19 protein-coding genes and 2 pseudogenes are annotated in these 20,310 nt (G+C 52.2%); 13 read left to right on the top strand and 8 right to left on the bottom strand.

Annotated elements, in window-relative coordinates; translation table 11 throughout:
• Positions 1-18 precede the first annotated feature (18 nt).
• The 7 genes and pseudogenes from rng to csrD all read right to left on the bottom strand — a co-directional run bounded on the left by rng (position 19) and on the right by csrD (position 7,022).
• A complete protein-coding gene (gene rng, locus NAL19_RS01330; protein ID WP_225086561.1) occupies positions 19-1,488 on the bottom strand; it encodes a ribonuclease G in 1,470 nt (489 codons plus the stop codon).
• Positions 1,478-2,071 carry a Maf family protein gene (locus NAL19_RS01325; protein WP_225086560.1) on the bottom strand — a complete coding sequence of 198 codons (594 nt, stop codon included), beginning with the start codon at positions 2,069-2,071 and terminating at the stop codon, positions 1,478-1,480. The genes rng and NAL19_RS01325 overlap by 11 nt, the downstream gene beginning before the upstream one ends.
• 8 nt (positions 2,072-2,079) lie before the next feature.
• The gene (mreD, locus tag NAL19_RS01320) at positions 2,080-2,568 is read right to left on the bottom strand and encodes a rod shape-determining protein MreD (protein WP_225086559.1); all 489 of its coding nucleotides are present in this window, start codon (positions 2,566-2,568) and stop codon (positions 2,080-2,082) included.
• A pseudogene (gene mreC / locus NAL19_RS01315) lies at positions 2,565-3,550 on the bottom strand (rod shape-determining protein MreC). The gene mreD and the pseudogene mreC overlap by 4 nt, the downstream one beginning before the upstream one ends.
• 174 nt (positions 3,551-3,724) lie before the next feature.
• Positions 3,725-4,768, bottom strand: coding sequence for a rod shape-determining protein MreB (mreB, locus tag NAL19_RS01310; RefSeq protein WP_039303992.1), 1,044 nt, complete (start codon positions 4,766-4,768; stop codon positions 3,725-3,727).
• Positions 4,761-4,919, bottom strand: coding sequence for a hypothetical protein (locus NAL19_RS01305; protein ID WP_156890158.1), 159 nt, complete (start codon positions 4,917-4,919; stop codon positions 4,761-4,763). Before NAL19_RS01305 ends, mreB begins: the two co-directional genes overlap by 8 nt.
• 165 nt (positions 4,920-5,084) lie before the next feature.
• A complete protein-coding gene (gene csrD, locus NAL19_RS01300; RefSeq protein WP_263058540.1) occupies positions 5,085-7,022 on the bottom strand; it encodes an RNase E specificity factor CsrD in 1,938 nt (645 codons plus the stop codon).
• Between the two features lie 181 nt (positions 7,023-7,203).
• On the opposite strand from csrD, the gene NAL19_RS01295 reads away from it, so the two are divergent.
• The 6 genes from NAL19_RS01295 (at position 7,204) to accC (ending at position 12,794) form a co-directional block, all read left to right on the top strand.
• Positions 7,204-8,181, top strand: coding sequence for an MDR family oxidoreductase (locus NAL19_RS01295; protein ID WP_263058539.1), 978 nt, complete (start codon positions 7,204-7,206; stop codon positions 8,179-8,181).
• A gap of 378 nt (positions 8,182-8,559) precedes the next feature.
• Positions 8,560-9,561, top strand: coding sequence for a protein-methionine-sulfoxide reductase catalytic subunit MsrP (msrP, locus tag NAL19_RS01290; RefSeq protein ID WP_225086555.1), 1,002 nt, complete (start codon positions 8,560-8,562; stop codon positions 9,559-9,561).
• A 79-nt stretch (positions 9,562-9,640) separates the two neighbouring features.
• A complete protein-coding gene (gene msrQ / locus NAL19_RS01285) occupies positions 9,641-10,240 on the top strand; it encodes a protein-methionine-sulfoxide reductase heme-binding subunit MsrQ (protein WP_263058538.1) in 600 nt (199 codons plus the stop codon).
• A 254-nt stretch (positions 10,241-10,494) separates the two neighbouring features.
• Positions 10,495-10,947: a type II 3-dehydroquinate dehydratase gene (gene aroQ, locus NAL19_RS01280; protein ID WP_225086553.1), complete on the top strand. Its 453-nt coding sequence runs from the start codon at positions 10,495-10,497 to the stop codon at positions 10,945-10,947.
• Positions 10,948-10,971: 24 nt separating this feature from the next.
• The gene (accB, locus tag NAL19_RS01275) at positions 10,972-11,439 is read left to right on the top strand and encodes an acetyl-CoA carboxylase biotin carboxyl carrier protein (RefSeq protein ID WP_225086552.1); all 468 of its coding nucleotides are present in this window, start codon (positions 10,972-10,974) and stop codon (positions 11,437-11,439) included.
• An 11-nt stretch (positions 11,440-11,450) separates the two neighbouring features.
• On the top strand, positions 11,451-12,794 hold the full coding sequence (accC, locus tag NAL19_RS01270; protein WP_263058537.1) for an acetyl-CoA carboxylase biotin carboxylase subunit: 1,344 nt from the start codon (positions 11,451-11,453) through the stop codon (positions 12,792-12,794).
• A 166-nt stretch (positions 12,795-12,960) separates the two neighbouring features.
• Here the strand turns inward: accC and NAL19_RS01265 are convergent, their stop codons facing one another.
• Positions 12,961-13,389: a molybdopterin-binding protein gene (locus NAL19_RS01265; RefSeq protein WP_225086550.1), complete on the bottom strand. Its 429-nt coding sequence runs from the start codon at positions 13,387-13,389 to the stop codon at positions 12,961-12,963.
• A gap of 531 nt (positions 13,390-13,920) precedes the next feature.
• Between NAL19_RS01265 and NAL19_RS01260 the strand changes: the two genes are divergently transcribed.
• The 7 genes and pseudogenes from NAL19_RS01260 to NAL19_RS01230 all read left to right on the top strand — a co-directional run bounded on the left by NAL19_RS01260 (position 13,921) and on the right by NAL19_RS01230 (position 20,290).
• On the top strand, positions 13,921-14,163 hold the full coding sequence (locus tag NAL19_RS01260; RefSeq protein WP_010681541.1) for a YhdT family protein: 243 nt from the start codon (positions 13,921-13,923) through the stop codon (positions 14,161-14,163).
• Positions 14,153-15,604: a sodium/pantothenate symporter gene (gene panF, locus NAL19_RS01255; RefSeq protein WP_039507251.1), complete on the top strand. Its 1,452-nt coding sequence runs from the start codon at positions 14,153-14,155 to the stop codon at positions 15,602-15,604. Before NAL19_RS01260 ends, panF begins: the two co-directional genes overlap by 11 nt.
• A 17-nt stretch (positions 15,605-15,621) precedes the next feature.
• Positions 15,622-16,509, top strand: a complete 888-nt coding sequence (gene prmA, locus NAL19_RS01250; protein WP_263058536.1) for a 50S ribosomal protein L11 methyltransferase — start codon at positions 15,622-15,624, stop codon at positions 16,507-16,509.
• A 347-nt stretch (positions 16,510-16,856) separates the two neighbouring features.
• On the top strand, positions 16,857-17,822 hold the full coding sequence (gene dusB / locus NAL19_RS01245) for a tRNA dihydrouridine synthase DusB (RefSeq protein WP_180743614.1): 966 nt from the start codon (positions 16,857-16,859) through the stop codon (positions 17,820-17,822).
• A 23-nt stretch (positions 17,823-17,845) separates the two neighbouring features.
• A pseudogene (fis, locus tag NAL19_RS01240) lies at positions 17,846-18,141 on the top strand (DNA-binding transcriptional regulator Fis).
• A gap of 312 nt (positions 18,142-18,453) precedes the next feature.
• Complete coding sequence (locus tag NAL19_RS01235; protein WP_263058534.1) at positions 18,454-19,230, top strand: isocitrate lyase/phosphoenolpyruvate mutase family protein; 777 nt, start codon at positions 18,454-18,456, stop codon at positions 19,228-19,230.
• Positions 19,214-20,290 (top strand): bifunctional transcriptional activator/DNA repair enzyme AdaA, encoded by a 1,077-nt coding sequence (locus NAL19_RS01230; protein WP_263058533.1) that lies wholly within the window; start codon positions 19,214-19,216, stop codon positions 20,288-20,290. Before NAL19_RS01235 ends, NAL19_RS01230 begins: the two co-directional genes overlap by 17 nt.
• Positions 20,291-20,310: the final 20 nt, after the last annotated feature.

The raw sequence follows: 20,310 nt of genomic DNA, 5'->3' as shown, positions 1-20,310 counted from the left end.
GACGACGAGCGCACGAATTTACATCATTACGACGTCAAACTGCTCCTGGCTATACAGGGGTTCGATTTGTACTTTGACCTGTTTGCCGACGAAAATTTCAACCTCAGCTAACGCGTGCGATTCTTCGCTTCTCAGCGCTTCCCCGACAGCCGGTGAGGCATAAACCAGAAAACGATCGGTGTCATACGCGTGGTGGACACGCACGATTTCACGCATGATTTCATAGCAGACGCTTTCTACCGTCTTCACGGTACCGCGACCGTGGCAGGTCGGGCATTCATGGCAAAGCACGTGTTCAATACTCTCACGCGTGCGTTTACGCGTCATCTCTACTAATCCTAGTTGAGAGAAACCATTAATACTGGTTTTGACCCGATCTTTACTGAGCGCCTGCTCCAGTGAATGCAGCACCCGCCGACGGTGATCTTCGTTATTCATATCGATGAAGTCGATAATGATAATGCCGCCGAGGTTACGCAGACGCAGCTGCCGCGCAATCGCCTGCGTGGCCTCCGTGTTGGTATTGAAAATGGTCTCATCCAGATTACGGTGGCCGACAAACGCCCCCGTATTGATGTCGATGGTCGTCATGGCTTCAGTCTGATCGATGATCAAATAGCCGCCGGATTTCAGTTCAACCTTTCTGTCCAGCGAACGCTGGATCTCATTTTCCACATCAAACAGATCAAAAATTGGCTGTTTACCCGCATAGTGTTCGAGTTTACGGGTCATTTCCGGGATATATTCGGAGGTAAATTCCAGCAGCGCTTCATAGGTCAGCCGGGAGTCAATCCGAATGCGATCCAACGCCGCACCAGCAAAATCACGCAAAATACGCTGAGCGAGCGCCACTTCACCGTAGAGCTTGCATTTGGTCTGGTTGCGTTTTTTGCGTTGCATCACCTTGCCCCACAGGCGCTTCAAAAACGCCGCATCCTGAGAAAGCTCTTCTTCACCGATCCCTTCTGCTGCGGTACGAATGATGAAACCACCGTCATCGTCACAATACTCGGCGACCGTTTTCTTTAAGCGCTCGCGTTCCGCTTCGCTCTCAATCCGCTGTGACACGCCAACGTGCGATGCGCCGGGCATAAACACCAGATAACGTGACGGCAACGTGATATCGGTCGTCAGACGCGCACCTTTGGTTCCGAGTGGATCTTTGACCACCTGAACCATAAGATCCTGTCCTTGACGCACCAGCTCGGCGATATCACGGACGTGAAAATTCTTTTGTTCGTCACCGGCAACACATTCGGTGTGCGGCATAATATCGGACGCATGCAGGAAGGCCGCTTTATCCAGACCGATATCCACGAACGCCGCCTGCATACCTGGCAGAACACGGCTCACGCGGCCTTTATAAATGTTGCCGACGATGCCGCGCTTCGCATCACGCTCAATGTGGATCTCCTGCAGAATACCGCCGTCGATATAGGCAACGCGCGTTTCTGAAGGTGTAACGTTTACCAGTAACTCAGCAGTCATGTTTTCCTCTTGCACTCCGCAATGCAGCAAAATTACTGAATAGCTCCTGGGTTTCTACCAGCGGCAATCCAACCACCGCGTAATAGCTCCCGTTAAGCGACCGGACAAAGCATCCACCCTTGCCCTGAATACCATAAGCCCCGGCTTTATCCATCGGCTCGCCGCTGGCGATATACCGTTCGATATCCTGCTGCGAGAGCGGACGGAAGACGACATCGGTGATCACCAGACAGCTCAATATGTCGTCTTTGTCGGCCAGCGCGACGGCCGTCATCACCTGATGCGGTTTCCCGGACAGCTGACTCAGCATCTCAGCCGCATGGGCTGCATCCCGCGGTTTTTCCAATACCTGACCGTTCAGCACCACAATAGTGTCCGCACCCAGAACCGGTAAATCGAGCGGTGCGACCGCGACACCCGCAGTCGCTTTTTCATGCGCCAGACGCCGGACATAGATTTCCGCCGCTTCCTCCGGTAACCGCTGCTCTTCCACCGCGACGTTCAGTACAGCAAAAGGAATATCGAGCTGCGTGAGCAGTTCACGACGGCGGGGAGAAGCGGAGGCCAGATAAAGCTGGGTCATGAATCACCTTATTGCACAGTAAACTGACGACGAATTTTTCGCATCAGCAGGAACAGCCACGGCCAGAGTACGCCATCAACGACGCAATTCCAGAATGTTTCTGGTCGGAAAGAGACATTAATAACTAAAAATTCTGCCCAGAATACCGTGAGGTCCATCAGCAGCGACAATAGCATCACGATTAATGCCTGTTGCCATAACGCCATATTTCGGAACAGCTGGAATTTAAAGGCGACCAGATAAGCAATAATGCTCAACGCCAGCGCCCGTACTCCCAGTGTAGACCCAAGAATCAGGTCCATAATCAGACCTAATATAAATCCTGTACCCACATTCACCCGATGTGGCAATGCCATCACCCAGTAAATCAGAAACAACGTCAGCCAGGAGGGGCGAAACATGTAGATTTCATCCGGCCACGGCATAATCTGCAAAACCATGGCGATCAAAAAAGAAAGCCAGATAATCCAGTTGCCATGCCTGCGATAACGGTTCATTGGCGGCCTCTCTGCTGCGGCTCGACGGTAGGCCCAGCGGCATCAGGAGGAAGCGGCGGCCCCATCTCGTCAGGCGAGGGTAAAACCTGCGGCATCATCTGCATCAGGCGTTCATTGGCAACCCGATGAACTTCCGCCGGCGGCAGCGACGTATTGGAATTATTCTCCACGCCCCACAGTAACAGCAGATAGCGCAGGCGCTGTAATCCCGCCGTCGGACGTGCCTGAATAATCGTATAGGCACGCTGTGTATCCGCTTTAACCGATGACACGACCGCGACCGGATACCCTTCAGGAAAACGTCCACCCAGCCCGGATGTGACCAGTACGTCACCGACCCGAATATCGGTATTGTTAGGCAGGTGCTCCAGTTGCAGATCGTCGGTGCAGCCATTGCCGGCAGCAATCACGCGGATATCATTGCGCAGCACCTGAATGGGCAACGCGTGGGAAACATCACAAATCAACAAAACCCGGCTGGTAAACTGGCCAACCGCCACAACCTGACCCACCACGCCTTTATCGCTGATGACCGGTTGCCCTTCATACACACCGTTCGCCTGACCTTTATCAATCACGACCTGATCGCTGTAAGGGTCGGTTCCGGCAGACATCACCTGCGTCACCATCTTCTGCTCATCCTGACGCAGCGGCGAGCCGAGCAGTTCACGTAACCGCGCATTTCCTGCTTGAGCTGGCCTAGCAGCAGCAGGTCACTGTTTTTCATCAACAGTTCCTGACGCAGGGCGGTATTTTCAAGACCTAATTGCCCACGGGTTGCCAGTGAGGCAGACATGTTGTCCAGAACCTGACGAGGCCCATTCGCCAAAAAATAAAATGGGCTAACGGCGGTATCCATGTACGTTCTGATTTTGACAAACGAACCGAGCCGACTGTCCGCAACGATCACGACAATCGCGGTAACGACAGCAAGAAAAAGTCGTAATTGCAGGGAAGGTCCCCTGCTAAAAAGCGGCTTCATAAAATTTGCGTATTCCTCGACAGCAACCTCAAATCGCTCCTGGCGATTTTTAACGTCACAAAGCTGCACCCCGTAGGGCGGATTTCATTCGCTCAGGCAAATAAAAAAGGGGTAACCACGAGAGATGAAAAACGCAGGCGTTCATCCATCCGGTCCCCCCTTTTCCAGACAGGATTACTCCTCGCTGAACAAATCGCCACCGTGCATGTCGATCATTTCCAGCGCCTTGCCGCCACCACGGGCAACACAGGTCAGTGGATCTTCAGCCACCACAACCGGAATACCCGTTTCTTCCATCAGCAAGCGATCCAGGTTACGCAGCAGCGCACCGCCGCCCGTTAACACCATACCGCGCTCGGAGATATCGGAGGCCAGTTCCGGTGGGCACTGTTCCAACGCCGCCATGACCGCGCTGACGATACCCGTCAACGGCTCTTGCAGCGCTTCCAGAATTTCGTTGGAGTTCAACGTGAAGCCACGCGGTACACCTTCAGCAAGGTTACGGCCGCGTACTTCAATCTCAAGCACTTCGTCACCCGGATAAGCGGAGCCGATTTCATGCTTGATACGTTCCGCCGTCGCTTCACCGATCAGTGAACCATAGTTACGACGAACGTAGTTGATGATCGCTTCATCAAAGCGGTCACCACCAATACGGACAGAAGAGGAGTACACCACGCCGTTCAGCGAGATCACCGCCACTTCCGTGGTACCACCACCGATATCCACCACCATGGAACCGGTCGCTTCGGATACCGGCATGCCAGCACCGATCGCAGCCGCCATCGGCTCTTCGATCAGGAACACTTCACGGGCACCTGCACCGAGTGCAGATTCGCGAATGGCACGACGTTCAACCTGGGTTGCTCCTACCGGAACACACACCAGCACGCGCGGGCTCGGACGCATAAAGCTGTCGCTATGCACTTGCTTGATGAAGTGCTGCAACATTTTTTCCGTGACCTGGAAATCGGCGATCACACCGTCTTTCATCGGGCGAATCGCCACGATATTCCCAGGCGTTCTGCCCAGCATCTGCTTAGCGTCATGGCCTACTGCCGCCACGCTTTTTTGGGAACCGGAACGATCCTGACGAATCGCAACGACAGAGGGTTCATTCAGTATGATGCCCTGCCCTTTAACGTAAATCAGGGTATTGGCGGTACCCAGGTCGATGGACAAGTCGTTGGAAAACATGCCACGAAATTTCTTAAACATAACTAAAGGATAATCCTGCAAGCTGGGGGCGAAAAATAAATCCGCCTACTTTACCAACCACACGAAGCAGCGACAAGGCACGAAAAGGCTCTGCTTCGGTGAAAAATGAGTCTGCGTTGCGCACGTCGGCGTCAGGAAGAAGGCACAACATGCTTTCTCCTCACGCGGCAAGGCCTCTTACCGCTGTCCACCCGACAGCATTGCGCTAACACAGGACATAAAATCTAACATTTAATCGGATTGCCGCTATCGTAAGCACACACTAACCGATTTAACAACCGCCTCATTCTACGTCAATTTGCACAGGAGGTTTATATTAAACACGATGCTGCGATGAATATTTTTTCAGCTCATCGGTGACAAGGACTGATGCGGCAAAAAAATCCCCTTGCCCACCATAGGCTCCCTTGCCTAACAGCATTCGCCACTCCTCTTTGGTTCGCACACCAGCGGCAAACACCCGTGTTTGCGTACCCTTACAGGCTTCGGTCAGGCTTTGTACAAACAACTGATTTTCCGGGCGGCGCTCAAGACTCCGAACCAAGCCGGGATGAAGCTTGATGATCTCCACGGGGAGTGACTTGATATACGTCGTGCTGACCAGCGTTAAACCCGCCTGCGTGACGGCCAGGCGACAGCCTAATCCCAGGATCACCTCAAGAACTGGTCGCAGGTGGCCGATATATTGACAAACATCTGCCTCTGCAAGTTCAAATAAAATGCGCTGCCGCTGCGTTTTCGGACATTGCAGTAAGATTTCTTTCAACCAACGTAGGAAAGGCTTCTGTAAAAGTGAGTCCACACTTACCGGCAAAGCCAATGTTTCTCCGGGCCAGCTCGCTGATAAATCAATAATACGCGCCACCAATTGCCGATCATAGCTGGCCACCAGCCCCAATTGTTGCACCAGCGGCATATACTCCGCAGCGAGCAGTTCCTGTTCGCCGTCGTAGATCCGACTCATCATTTCACGATGATGTACCACGCCCTCTTTCGTGACAGCGGGTTTCTGATACAGCCTCGGGCCGCCGCGCGCCAACGTCTGTTCCAGCAAAGTGCGCCACTTCACACTGCCGCGCCCTTTGTCTGGCACCTGTCTGTCAAACACGCACCAGCTGTTACCGCCCTGCAACACTGCATTACGCGTCGCATCTTCCACACTTTCCATCACCTGATCGGCACTTTGCCCGCCGCGATAGGCACAAATACCAATGTGGAGCACCTCTTCCCGATCGATCAGCGGGCAGGCGGGGAGAATATCAATGGCCTTCACCAGTTGCGTAGCAATCGCATTGGCTTCTTTTAAGGTGCTATGGGGGAGCAATACGGTGAAATCGCTGCTGAAGTAACGCGCCAGCAGCGCGGAGGGATAACGCATGACAAACGTCGATAGCAGGTTAACCAGCGTGAAACGGTATTCCTGAAGTGCGCTGGTATAGCCGTGCGTTTCCTGCAAGGTTTCAAAATCGGGTACGCGGATCATCATGACAACGCCGTGCGTCCCCACTTCTGCACCTTCTTCAAGCTGTGTGGTCAGTTGATTATCAAAAAACAGACGATTACTCAGCCCGGTTTCGGCGTCCTGCGCGGCGAAAGCGCGAATTAAGGTATCCACCCGCCCACGTTCCTCACGCGCTTCGACTAAATCAGACAACAGTTTATCGAGCGCGCCGCTGGTATTCACTGGCCATTCACGTACCGAGCCCTGCATAACCGATTCACGTTCGCCCTTGAGAATACGCTGTGCCCGCTCCTCCAACTCTTCCTGCCCGGCGGCCTGACGACGCAGCCAGCGGATGGAGAAATACAGCATCAGGAGCATCAGGCCCGCAGCGAGTAACACCGATAACATCGGCACCACAAAGCGCGGTAAACCAATCAGCGGATCAACATACCTGATGGCGATCGTCATGTTCAGATGATGCATCAGCGGAAATTCAACCTCGTGATAGAGGTGTGTGCGTTCCCAGCCAGCCTCAGGCAACTGTATTGAATAGAGTGTCGAATCGTTGTCCTGAATATCCAGCACAACAATGCCTGCCGTCTTCATCATTGCCGGCAGCCAATATTGGATATTCTCGGGCGATTGCACTAATAATGCCTGATCGATACTGGCCGTAACCTCACGCAGTTGCTGCTCTGTCCGCAACTGGCTGTAATAACAGAGGCTAAATATACTACTGAAAAGCATAAGAAAAATGGCGAGAACCGTCAGCAATACCACGAGTATCGAGAATCTGGTCGTAAATCCCATCCCTACGTCCTATTCCAAATAATTGTCATTTCTGCGAGTTTGTTGTTTTTTATCAGTTCGCATAGGCCAGCTATAACGCATAGTACCAGTACTAACGCAGGTAACTGTATTAACAAATAGTATCTGTAATAACTATAGTCGAATGACTCCCCCTATTTAATCCTGCTACAGGAGATAGCCCATGCAGGCTTTAGTTCTTGAACAGTCAGACGGACTGACCCACGCTCAGATTCGCGAGATTGACGCCGAGCAGCTTCCCACCGGGGATGTAACTGTCGATATTAACTGGTCTGGTATTAACTATAAGGATGCGCTTGCCATTACTGGCAAAGGCAAAATTATTCGTAACTTCCCGATGGTTCCTGGGATCGATTTCGCAGGAACCATACGCCACAGCGACAGCGATCGGTTTACCGTCGGCCAACAAGTCATTCTGACGGGTTGGGGCGTGGGTGAAAACCACTGGGGCGGATTGGCGCAACAGGCTCGCGTGAAGAGCGACTGGCTGGTGCCCCTGCCTGTTTCACTGGATGCACGTAAAGCCATGATCCTGGGTACGGCGGGCTTCACCGCGATGCTGTGCGTCATGGCACTGGAAGACGGCGGCATCACACCGGAAAGCGGCGACATTATTGTGACTGGTGCCAGCGGCGGCGTTGGTAGCACGGCTGTTGCGCTGCTTGCAGAGCTAGGCTATCAGGTCACCGCCGTCAGCGGCCGTGCCGACAACACCGATTACCTGAAAAAACTCGGGGCGAAGCAGGTACTGGATCGCAGCGAATTCAGCGGAAACCCTCGCCCGCTGGAAAAACAATGCTGGGCTGGCGCGGTGGATACCGTCGGCGATAACGTACTGGCGACGCTGCTGGCGCAGATGGATTACAACGCGACGGTTGCCGCATGCGGCCTGGCTGGCGGTATTGCCCTGCCAACGACCGTGATGCCATTTATTTTACGTAATGTTCGCCTGCAAGGCGTGGATTCCGTCATGGCGCCGCTGGCTCGCCGTCAGCAAGCGTGGGAGCGTCTGGCCGCCATCCTGCCCGAGTCGTTCTACCAGCAGGTCACGCGGGAAATTGGGTTAGAAGACGTCCCTGCCACCGCCGCGGCGCTGCTGGAGAACAAAGTCACCGGCCGCACGCTGGTGAAAATCAGCTAACGCCGTTCGTTGACGTATTAATTTGCGGAACGAAAACGGTGATAATGGAATAGAAGAGTAAAGCGTCCGCGACAGGGACAAAGGCGTCAGGAACGCCTTTGAACGTCGCTTGCGACGGCTCTGAAAGGGTGAATCTCAGGGATGAGATTCATATCTGCGCGGCTCGAGCGTACATGGATGTATTCACAGCGTCTTTACGATCTATCCATTATCATCGCCCAACGCATTATCAGTAATCTTGAGCGCTGTTACACCCTGCAAAAAAGTATTTCATCTCTCCTGTCGCGGTTTCTACCGTACTTCATCTATAACTAAGTGAACAGTAAGCAGTAAAAACGCCACTTTGTGTCAAAAAAATAATGACTGGCGGGAGTTCACATGCACAAACATCGCAAGTTCACGGAAGCCGACGTTACCCCGGAATCCCTCTTCTATCAGCGCCGGCGCGTACTCAAAGCGCTGGGTATTTCCGCTGCGGCGCTTGCACTGCCGTTTTCTGCACAGGCCGACCTGCTGGCCTGGTTTAAAGGTGCCGATAAACCCAAAGCGCCGCCGGGTAAACCGCTCACGTTTAGCCAACCTGCGGGCTGGAAGATCGATTTACCACTCACGCCGGAAGATAAGGTCACGGGGTATAACAACTTCTATGAATTCGGGCTCGATAAAGCCGACCCGGCAGCGAATGCTGGTGGGTTAAAAACCGAAGGCTGGACCATCAAGATAGACGGTGATGTCGCCAAACCCCTCACGCTGGATATCGACGACTTGCTCAAACGCTTTCCGCTGGAAGAGCGGATCTATCGTTTTCGCTGCGTTGAGGCGTGGTCGATGGTGATTCCGTGGGTTGGATTTGAGCTGGCCAAGCTGATCAAATTCGCCGAACCCACCAGCAACGCACGCTACGTAGCATTTCAAACGCTTTACGACCCGGAACAAATGCCGGGACAAAAAGATCGCTTTATGGGCGGCGGGCTGGATTATCCCTATGTAGAAGGGCTACGGTTGGATGAAGCCATGAACCCTTTGGCGCTGCTGGCCGTCGGCGTTTACGGCAAGACACTGCCGCCGCAGAACGGTGCCCCCATCCGGTTAGTCACGCCGTGGAAATACGGCTTCAAAAACATCAAATCCATCGTACATATCCGGTTCACTCGTGAGAAACCACCCTGCACCTGGAATCTGGCAGCCCCGGACGAATATGGCTTCTATGCCAACGTTAACCCCCATGTGGATCACCCGCGCTGGTCGCAAGCGACAGAACGCGTCATCGGTTCAGGCGGCCTACTTAACGTTGAGCGTCAACCCACGCTGTTGTTCAACGGCTATGCGGAACAGGTCGCTTCGCTGTATCGCGGCTTGAATCTGCGTGAAAACTTTTAGCGACTGATACCAAAACGTGAACAAATGACACAAAACGTCTAACCAATAACACCTTGTCAGGATAGGAATCCACATCAGCATGAGACTGACGCTACAACACATTACCCGGTTAAAAGCGCTACTCCATCTGGCTGGTTTTCTGCCACTGCTGTGGCTGATATTGTCGGTTGACCAAGGGTGGTTCAGCGCAGATCCGGCCAAGGATATCCAGCACTTTACCGGCAGGATGGCGCTGAAATTGCTGCTGGCGACGCTGTTGGTCACCCCACTGGCGCGCGATGGCAAGCAGCCGCTGCTCATTCGCTGTCGTCGGCTCCTCGGGCTGTGGTGCTTTTTCTGGGCGACGTTACATCTGGTGAGCTATACGCTGCTGGAGCTGGGTCTGAGTCATCTGGAGCTATTGGGTAAGGAACTGATATCCCGTCCCTATTTGACGCTGGGTGTCATAAGCTGGCTGATTTTGCTGGCACTGGCGGTAACGTCGCCACAGATAATGATGCGCAAGTTGGGATCGCAATGGCAAAAACTGCATAATTTCGTCTATTTAGTCGCCATCCTTGCGCCTATACACTATCTTTGGTCAGTTAAAACACTGTCTCCACAGCCTATTTTATATGCACTGGCGGCGCTGATATTGCTGCTGTTCCGTTATAAGAAATTTCGTCAATGGTGGCGCTAAACACCGCGTTGGCACGGGGAAAACCGGGCGTAAGTCACAGCAAGATTCACACCGTCTCACGGTCTGGCTCAGGAATATCTCCGCAGATAAGACCAGTATTTAGCTGCGAATTGCCACGATATGGTTATAATGCACGACTTTAATTTCTCGGGTCGGACAATTTGCATCACGAAAGGTGACAAACGAATAGCTTCGCGCTATTTTGTGCGACACGGTTTTGCCAATCTAGGTCAATCGCGGGAGATAGCAGCACAATGGCAGAAAAGTTTCACATTTTGCTCTTGAACGGTCCAAACCTGAATCTGCTAGGAACCCGAGAGCCCGACAAATACGGTAAGACGACGCTAGCAGACATTGTCAGCGAACTGGAAACACAGGCGCAGACATTGAACGTGGAGTTTTCCCATCTGCAATCCAACGCGGAACATATCCTGATCGATACCATCCATCAGGCCAGAGGAAACACAGACTTCATTCTGATTAACCCAGCGGCATTCACCCACACCAGCGTTGCGCTGCGTGATGCCCTGCTGGCGGTCTCGATTCCGTTTATCGAAATTCATCTGTCCAACGTGCATGCACGCGAGCCTTTTCGTCATCACTCCTATCTTTCTGATGTTGCGGTAGGCGTGATATGTGGCCTGGGGGCAGATGGTTATCAGTATGCTTTACAGACAGCGGTAAAACGCCTGTCAACTTCCAATTAAACAAAAGAGTACGGAACCACATCCATGGATATTCGTAAAATCAAAAAACTGATCGAACTGGTTGAAGAGTCCGGCATCGCCGAACTGGAAATTTCTGAAGGTGAAGAATCAGTACGTATCAGTCGTGCCCCAGCAGCGGTTAACTACCCGATGATGCAACAGGCTTACGCTACGCCAATGATGCAGCCACAGCCTGCTCTGGCCGCCGCCGTTGCACCAGCGCCAGTGGAAGCTGCAGCAGCACCGGCTGCCATCAGTGGACACATCGTTCGTTCTCCAATGGTTGGAACCTTCTATCGCACCCCAAGCCCGGACGCTAAAGCCTTCGTGGAAGTGGGTCAGCACGTCAACGTTGGCGATACCCTGTGCATCGTCGAAGCCATGAAAATGATGAACCAGATCGAAGCCGACAAAGCAGGCGTGGTGAAAGCCATCCTGGTCGAAAGCGGTCAGCCGGTTGAATTTGACGAGCCACTGGTTGTCATCGAATAACGAGGCTTATCATGCTAGATAAAATCGTTATCGCTAACCGCGGAGAGATCGCGCTGCGTATTTTGCGTGCCTGTAAAGAACTGGGCATCAAAACCGTCGCTGTTCACTCCAGTGCGGATCGCGATTTGAAACACGTATTGCTGGCGGACGAAACCGTGTGTATCGGCCCGGCGCCGTCAACAAAAAGCTACCTGAATATCCCTGCGATTATTTCCGCTGCGGAAATCACCGGTGCCGTCGCGATTCACCCTGGCTACGGCTTCCTGTCCGAAAATGCGGATTTCGCCGAGCAGGTTGAACGCTCTGGCTTTATCTTCATCGGCCCAGGCGCAGAAACTATTCGCCTGATGGGCGACAAAGTGTCTGCCATCACCGCGATGAAAAAAGCAGGTGTTCCAACCGTACCTGGCTCTGATGGCCCGCTAGACGGTGACATGGACGCTAACCGCGCTCATGCAAAACGCATCGGCTATCCGGTCATCATCAAAGCCTCTGGCGGCGGCGGCGGTCGTGGTATGCGCGTCGTGCGCAGCGACAAAGAGCTGGAACAATCCATCAACATGACCCGTGCAGAAGCCAAAGCGGCTTTCAACAACGACATGGTCTACATGGAAAAATACCTGGAAAACCCACGCCACGTGGAAATTCAGGTATTGGCTGACGGTCAGGGCCATGCTGTTTATCTGGCTGAGCGTGACTGCTCCATGCAGCGTCGCCACCAGAAAGTGGTGGAAGAAGCGCCAGCACCGGGCATCACCGACGAACTGCGTCGCAACATCGGCGATCGCTGCGCCAAAGCCTGTATCGATATCAACTATCGTGGCGCGGGTACGTTCGAGTTCCTGTACGAAAACGGCGAGTTCTACTTCATTGAAATGAACACCCGTATTCAGGTGGAGCATCCGGTCACCGAGATGATTACCGGCGTGGATCTGATCAAAGAACAGCTGCGTATTGCTGCTGGTCTGCCGCTGTCCATCAAGCAGAAAGACGTCAAGGTTCGCGGCCATGCGGTAGAATGCCGTATCAACGCGGAAGATCCGAACACGTTCCTGCCAAGTCCGGGTAAAATCACGCGTTTCCACGCGCCGGGCGGCTTTGGTGTACGTTGGGAATCGCATATTTACGCCGGTTATACCGTACCGCCGTATTACGATTCCATGATCGGCAAGCTGATCACTTACGGTGAAACCCGCGAAATCGCGATTTCCCGTATGAAGAACGCGCTGGCTGAACTGATTATCGATGGTATTAAAACCAACATCGAGCTTCAGATGAAGATCATGAGCGACGAAAACTTCCAGAAAGGTGGCACGAACATCCACTATCTGGAGAAGAAACTCGGCTTGCAGTAAACACTTCGCAATCGAGCCAAAAGGCCAGCTTATGCTGGCCTTTGTTATTTATATCTGCGTATATCTCTTAAATAATCCTATTCAAGGTCAATCTTCCGACGATACCAGACATTGGCTATTTAAACGGGAAATAAGCGATATTTGAATTCACTAAAGAAAGCGGTAATTATTTCCGGGTAGCCAGAATAATACTGGACGCTTTAACCAGAGCAATTAATTCGCTGCCCACATCAATATTCATCTCTTCCAGACTCTCATTGGTAACGGTTGATGTCAGCGTCAACCCACTGGCAGTCACCAACTGCACTGTCGAGTTGACGGCGCCTTTTGTAACGGTGCTCACCTTACCGTGGAACTGATTGCGGGCAGAAAAATTCAAACCACATTCGGCGGATGCCAGAATGACCCAAGGGGCTTTCACCAACGCAATCGCTGGCTTGCCAACGGCAAGGTTCATCGATTGACAGCTGGCTCGTGTAATCACCGTCGTTAACTTATCCCCACTTTCCAAGGTCAATGCGACTTCATTGTTTACTGCACCTTCAACAATGGAAGACACAACACCCGAAAGCTGATTTCTTGCTGAAACTGACATAACGACTCCTTTGGTTCATCTTTAACTATTCTGCGCTGAAAGAGCAGACGATAAATAATAGTCCTACAGTAAACCTTCTCCTGAGAAAATTATGCGATGTGACGTCCATCATTCGCCAATTACCTCAAGATCAATAAGCCAAAATACTCATTTAGTATTATTTTGTGGTGAGATAGATTTTATTTCCGTCTTGCTCTGTTGCTCACCAGAGCGAAATATACCCGTCGTACTTCCTTTTTAACCCCTATCGCAAAGCAGGCTTTTTCTGTCAGACAATGAGCGCCCCGCAATTGAATGCTGAACGCTTACTTCTGGATTTAGGGGAAACACGGTATCTCGATTCTTAAACGATTAGCATTACCTCCCGAGACTGGCTTTTACGCTGATGGCGTAATTCTTACTAGTCAATTGGCTCACATGCCGTAAAATTCCCGCTTTCGTCATCACGACGTCCATAACAATATGACGCCCATAACAATCCCCATGCCCTAAAATGGCGGGTTGATGCTCCCATTTACGGTGGAGAAGAACATGGATACACGCTTTCCTCAGGCGCACAAAGAGGCCCGCTGGGCTTTTGGCCTGACGCTGGTTTATTTAGTGGCCTGGGTGCTTGCCGCCTATTTGCCAGACAACACACAAGGGATCACCGGCCTTCCACACTGGTTTGAGATGGCCTGCCTGCTGCTGCCGCTCGTGTTTACGCTGCTGTGCTGGCTGATGGTGCGCGTTATTTTCCGCGATATCTCACTGGAGAGTGACGATGCAAATTGAAATTTTACTGCCGCTGATTGGCTACCTGCTGCTGGTCTTCGGGCTGTCGGTCTATGCGTACCGCCGCCGTCAGGCGGGTAACTTTCTTAACGAGTATTTCCTCGGCGGCCGCTCAATGGGCGGGTTTGTACTGGCGATGACGCTCATCGGCACTTACGTCAGCGCCAGCTCTTTTATCGGCGGGCCGGGTGCCGCGTATAAATACGGGCTGGGCTGGGTGCTGCTGTCGATGATCCAGCTTCCCACCATGCTGCTGTCGCTCGGTATTCTGGGGAAAAAGTTCGCCATTTTGGCACGACGCTACAACGCCATCACGCTGAATGACATGCTGTACGCCCGCTACAACAGTCCGCTATTGGTATGGTTTGCCAGCATCAGCCTGCTGGTCGCGTTTATCGGCGCCATGGCCGTGCAGTTCATCGGCGGCGCGCGCCTGCTGGAAACCGCAGCGAACATCCCTTACGACATCGGTCTGCTGATTTTCGGCGTCACTATTGCGCTGTACACCACATTTGGCGGCTTCCGCGCCAGCGTGCTCAATGATGCAATGCAGGGCATCGTGATGCTGATCGGCACCGTCATCCTGCTGGTCGGCGTGATTTATGCCGCAGGGGGCTTGCACAGCGCGGTGGATAAACTGCAACAGATTGACCCGATGCTGGTGTCACCGCAGGGCAGCAACGGTATTCTGTCGATGCCGTTTATGGCTTCATTCTGGGTGCTGGTCTGCTTCGGCGTCATCGGCCTGCCAAACACCGCCGTCCGCTGTATCTCTTATCGTGACAGCAAAGCGCTGCACCGTGGCATTATCATCGGCACGATCGTCATCGGCATCCTGATGCTCGGCATGCATCTGGCTGGCGCGCTGGGTCGTGCCGTGATGCCGAATCTGACCATTCCCGATCAGGTGTTGCCCGCGCTGATGGTCACCGTCCTCCCGCCACTGGCCGCAGGGATCTTTCTCGCCGCGCCAATGGCCGCTATCATGTCCAACATTAATGCGCATCTGCTTCAGGCCTCCGCGACGATCATCAAAGATCTCTATCTCAGCGTGCGCCCGCAGCAGATCCATAACGAACGCCGCATCAAGATCCTCTCCAGCATGACCACGCTGCTATTGGGCCTGCTGGTGCTACTGGCCTCGTTGCGGCCGCCGGATATGATCATTTGGCTGAACCTGCTGGCATTTGGCGGGCTGGAAGCGGTGTTCCTATGGCCGCTGGTGCTGGGCCTGTACTGGGAACGCGCGAACGCCGCGGGTGCGCTTAGCGCCATGTTCACCGGGGCGATTTGCTATACCTTACTGGCCAGCTTCAATCTTCAGTTGGCTGGCTATCACCCGATTGTGCCATCGCTGTTACTGAGCCTGATGGCGTTTATTATTGGCAACCGCTTTGGTCATAATCCACCAGCGCCGGTTGCTGCTTCATCTTCACTTTAAATGTAATAGAGACTGCTATGCCGTGGATTCAACTGAAAATAAACACCTCAGGAAAGGTTGCTGAACAACTGGGTGACGTCATGATGGAAAGCGGTGCGGTATCCGTTACGTTTCAGGATACGCACGATACCCCGGTGTTCGAACCGCTACCGGGCGAGACCCGCCTGTGGGGCGATACCGACGCGATTGCGCTGTACGATGCTGAAACCGACATGAACGCGGTTATCGCCATGCTGGAGCAAGAGCCGCTACTGGGCGTGGGTTTTAAACACAAAATCGAACAATTGGAAGACAAAGACTGGGAACGCGAGTGGATGGATAACTTCCACCCGATGCAGTTCGGCAAACGCCTGTGGATTTGCCCAAGCTGGCGTGACATTCCTGACCCGACGGCCGTCAACGTGATGCTCGATCCGGGTCTGGCATTCGGCACCGGCACCCATCCAACGACCGCGCTGTGCCTGCAATGGCTCGACGGACTGGATCTGGAAGGGAAAACCATCATCGATTTCGGCTGCGGTTCCGGCATTCTGGCGATTGCCGCCCTGAAACTGGGTGCGGCGCGCGCTATCGGGATTGATATCGATCCGCAGGCGATTCAGGCCAGCCGCGACAACGCACAGCGCAACGGCGTTTCTGAGCGTCTTGAACTGTATCTGCCGAAAGACCAGCCTGCCGACCTGTCTGCCGATGTCGTCGTCGCCAACATCCTTGCTGGCCCGCTGCGCGAGCTGGCACCGCTGATTAGCGATTTGCCTAAAGTGGGTGGTCACCTCGGCTTGTCCGGCGTGCTGGCGACGCAGGCCGAAGGCGTCGCAGAAGCATACGAAGACAAATTCACGCTCGACCCAGTCGCTGAACGCGAAGAGTGGTGCCGCATTACCGGCCAACGCCGCGCATCGTAACAGCATTACCCCGCGAGTCCCGCCCACCGTATGTACAACGGTGGGCACACCCAATCACCGCATTAACCAACGCATTTCACTGATAACGCATTGATAGCCTGCTGTATCTCCACTAAAAATGGCTACGCTTACAGATAAAATTCTGTAAACCGATGAATATTTCCCAGAACAAAATCGCCATGAAAATATAACTAGCTGTTAAATATGGATAATATTTTTACACATCTTCACGATGTGCATTTTCATTGATCGATAGCCGTAAATTGGTCAAAGTTTGGCCTTTCATCTGACGTAAAAAATGCGTAATATACGCGCCCTTGCAGGCACAGTATGGTCAATTTTTGTCTATGCACATTGGACAATTTCAGCTTACCAATCGTTTGATAGCAGCCCCAATGGCTGGTATTAGCGATCGCCCATTTAGAGCACTCTGTCACGCGATGGGCGCTGGAATGACCGTGTCTGAAATGCTTTCTTCCAACCCGGAAGTGTGGCGTTCAGACAAATCGCGTTTGCGAATGGTTCATAGCGATGAACCGGGTATCAGAGCCGTGCAGATTGCCGGTTGTGACCCCGATGAGATGGCGGCGGCAGCGAGAATCAATGCTGATTCCGGCGCGCAAATCATTGACATCAATATGGGCTGCCCGGCGAAGAAGGTGAACCGCAAGATGGCAGGATCTGCGTTATTGCAGTATCCGGATTTGGTCAAACAGATCCTCTCTGCGGTAGTGAAAGCGGTAGACGTGCCGGTGACACTGAAAATCCGTACCGGTTGGGCACCAGAGCACCGCAACTGTGTAGAAATTGCCAAACTGGCCGAAGACTGTGGCATTCAGGCGTTAACCATTCACGGACGCACCCGTGCGTGCCTGTTCAATGGTTTCGCGGAATACGACAGCATTCGGGCAGTTAAGCAGGCCGTTACCATTCCTATTGTTGCGAATGGCGACATTACAGACCCGCATAAAGCCAGAGCGGTTCTGGACTACACCGGGGCTGACGCCCTGATGATAGGACGAGCCGCTCAGGGAAGACCCTGGATCTTTCGGGAAATCCAGCATTATCTGGACACAGGGGAGTTGCTGGCACCAATGCCGTTGGCAGAGGTTAAGCGCTTGTTGATCGAGCACATACGGGAATTGCACGACTTTTATGGTCCAGGCAAGGGATTTCGTATCGCTCGTAAGCACGTATCCTGGTATCTCCAGGAACATGCCCCAAACGACCAGTTTAGGCGCACATTCAACGCCATTGAGGATGCCAGCGAGCAGCTGGAGGCGTTGAAGGCATATTTTGAAAATCTTGCGTAAACAGAAAAAGAGCTGACAGAACTATGTTCGAACAACGCGTGAATTCTGACGTACTGACCGTTTCCACTGTAAACTCTCAGGCTCAGGTAACCCAAAAACCCCTGCGCGACTCGGTTAAACAGGCACTGAAGAACTATTTTGCTCAATTGAACGGTCAGGATGTAAGTGACCTGTATGAGCTGGTATTGGCTGAAGTTGAACAGCCACTGTTGGACATGGTGATGCAATACACCCGCGGTAACCAAACCCGCGCTGCCCTGATGATGGGCATCAACCGCGGTACTCTGCGTAAGAAATTGAAAAATACGGCATGAACTGATACTAATCAGTTAAGCATTTGAAAAAAGGCGCTTTACCTCTTGGTTAAGCGCCTTTTTCTTTGCCTTCTATTTAGGCAACAACGGCCTTAGCGTGGACGCGCTGAGCGGTGGCGTCCGCGAGATGGGGAATTCGTTGTTAATGACTCATCCCTTCTTGTTTATCCGTTTCTGACGCATGAAAGAGCCGGTGCAAGTTATCCAGCCGTTCCGGTATGCGTGACGGTTTACAGAAAATGGTCGTCTGATTTTCGGTTGTGAGAGTGTCGTAGGATGTTCAAGATTAATCCTGTATATCGCAAAAGGAGATCATCATGGACTTCGCTGGACTTCATAATCAAAACACACCATTACTCATCGCAAATGTCTGGGATGCAGGCAGTGCTATTGCCGCTCAGCGGGCGGGCTATCAAGCACTGGGAACATCAAGCGCAGCCATTGCCGCCATGTTAGGCTACGAGGACGGAGAAGCAATGTCATTTGATGAGTTGCTATATATCGTCACTCGTATCAAATCCGTCAGTACCTTACCATTAAGCGTTGACGTTGAGGCTGGGTTTGGTAGAACAGCAAACGAGATAACCTCCCATCTTAAACGTCTCGCCCTGCTCGGTGTTGTTGGCATAAACCTTGAGGATAGCAGAGTGATTAATGGTGTCAGACAACTTGATGACGCCGTAGCATTTACCAGAACATTAAAAGAGGTTCGTAATGCGTTGATCACAGAGAATTACCAACTATTTTTTAATATTCGTACCGATACTTTTCTTCTGGGTCATGAGCAGGCGCTACAGGAAACGCTGTTGCGTGGTCGATTATATGAAAAGGCTGGTGCAGACGGTATTTTTGTTCCGTGCCTAACATCTGAACATGATATTAAGGCCATTTCCCAAGGGGTTAATTTGCCCCTAAACGTCATGTGCATGCCAGACCTCCCCACTTTCGACAGGCTAAAAGAACTAGGCGTAAATCGCATCTCGATGGGTAATTTTATTCATTCCGCAGTTCAATCAAAGCTTGAAGATTTAATGCTAATTATCCAATCGCAACAGTCGTTTGCTGGAGTTTTTGTTGATGAAAGTTCTCGATAATGATCAGTGCGATGTCTGGTATCAGGCGCTACTTGAGCGCGATTCAGAATATACGGGAGTATTTTTTGTTGGGGTAATAACGACAGGTGTATTTTGTATTTCAGTCTGTCGGGCACGAAAACCGAAACGTGAAAATGTCGAGTTCTATAAAGATTTTAAATCTGCTTTGGATGCAGGATTTCGCCCGTGCAAAGTCTGTCGGCCAACGGAAAATGCCCATAGCGCACCGCTTTTCATTGAACAGGCGCTTGCACTCGTGCGCGCCAACCCTAAAACACGTATAAGCGACACGGAGCTTCGTAAACACGACCTCAGCCCAGAGCGAGTTCGACGATGGTTTCTGCAAAATCACGGCATTACCTTTCAGGCTTTTCAACGCATGCAGCGAGTAAATATCGCGCTTCAGGAACTGAAAGGAGGGCGTAATGCTACCGAGGTTGCATTTGATAACGGCTACGAATCATTAAGTGGTTTTGGCTATACCTATAAACGTCTCACGGGCGTTAGCCCAACCGAACAAAGCCAGGTGATTATGATTCACCGTTTTACCACACCGCTCGGCCCCATGTTTGTTTGTGCCACTGAACGTGGCGTTTGCCTTCTGGAATTTACTGACCGTCGAATGCTGGAGACCGAATTTCGCGATCTTCAGCACCGGCTCAAAGCGCGAATAATGTCAGGTGAAAATAATCATACCCGGCAAACAGAAAAAGAGATTAACGAATATTTTTCAGGCACGCGCCAACAGTTTACTCTTTTGCTTGATACCCCTGGCAGTGATTTTCAACGTACTGTCTGGCAAGCACTACGTGCTGTTCCTTATGGTCAAACTTCGCACTATCAAGCGCTTTCTGGACTGATAGGGAAACCTAATGCTGTACGGGCGGTGGCTGCTGCAAATGGCGCAAACCGAATAGCAATCGTCATCCCATGTCACAGAATTATCGGTAAAAATGGTGCGATGACAGGCTACGGTGGCGGTATCGCCCGCAAGAAATGGCTCATCGAGCATGAAAAGACAATGTTTAATAATGTCGACGGCAAGCTAAAAAACAGATGATCATGCTTTCAGCATCGTGA

It is taken from the genome of Pectobacterium sp. F1-1, from assembly GCF_025643735.1.
GTDB classification, from domain to species: domain Bacteria; phylum Pseudomonadota; class Gammaproteobacteria; order Enterobacterales; family Enterobacteriaceae; genus Pectobacterium; species Pectobacterium colocasium.
The sequence above is the reverse complement of the archived record's forward strand: the minus strand, read 5'-3'. Positions and strand labels throughout refer to the sequence as shown.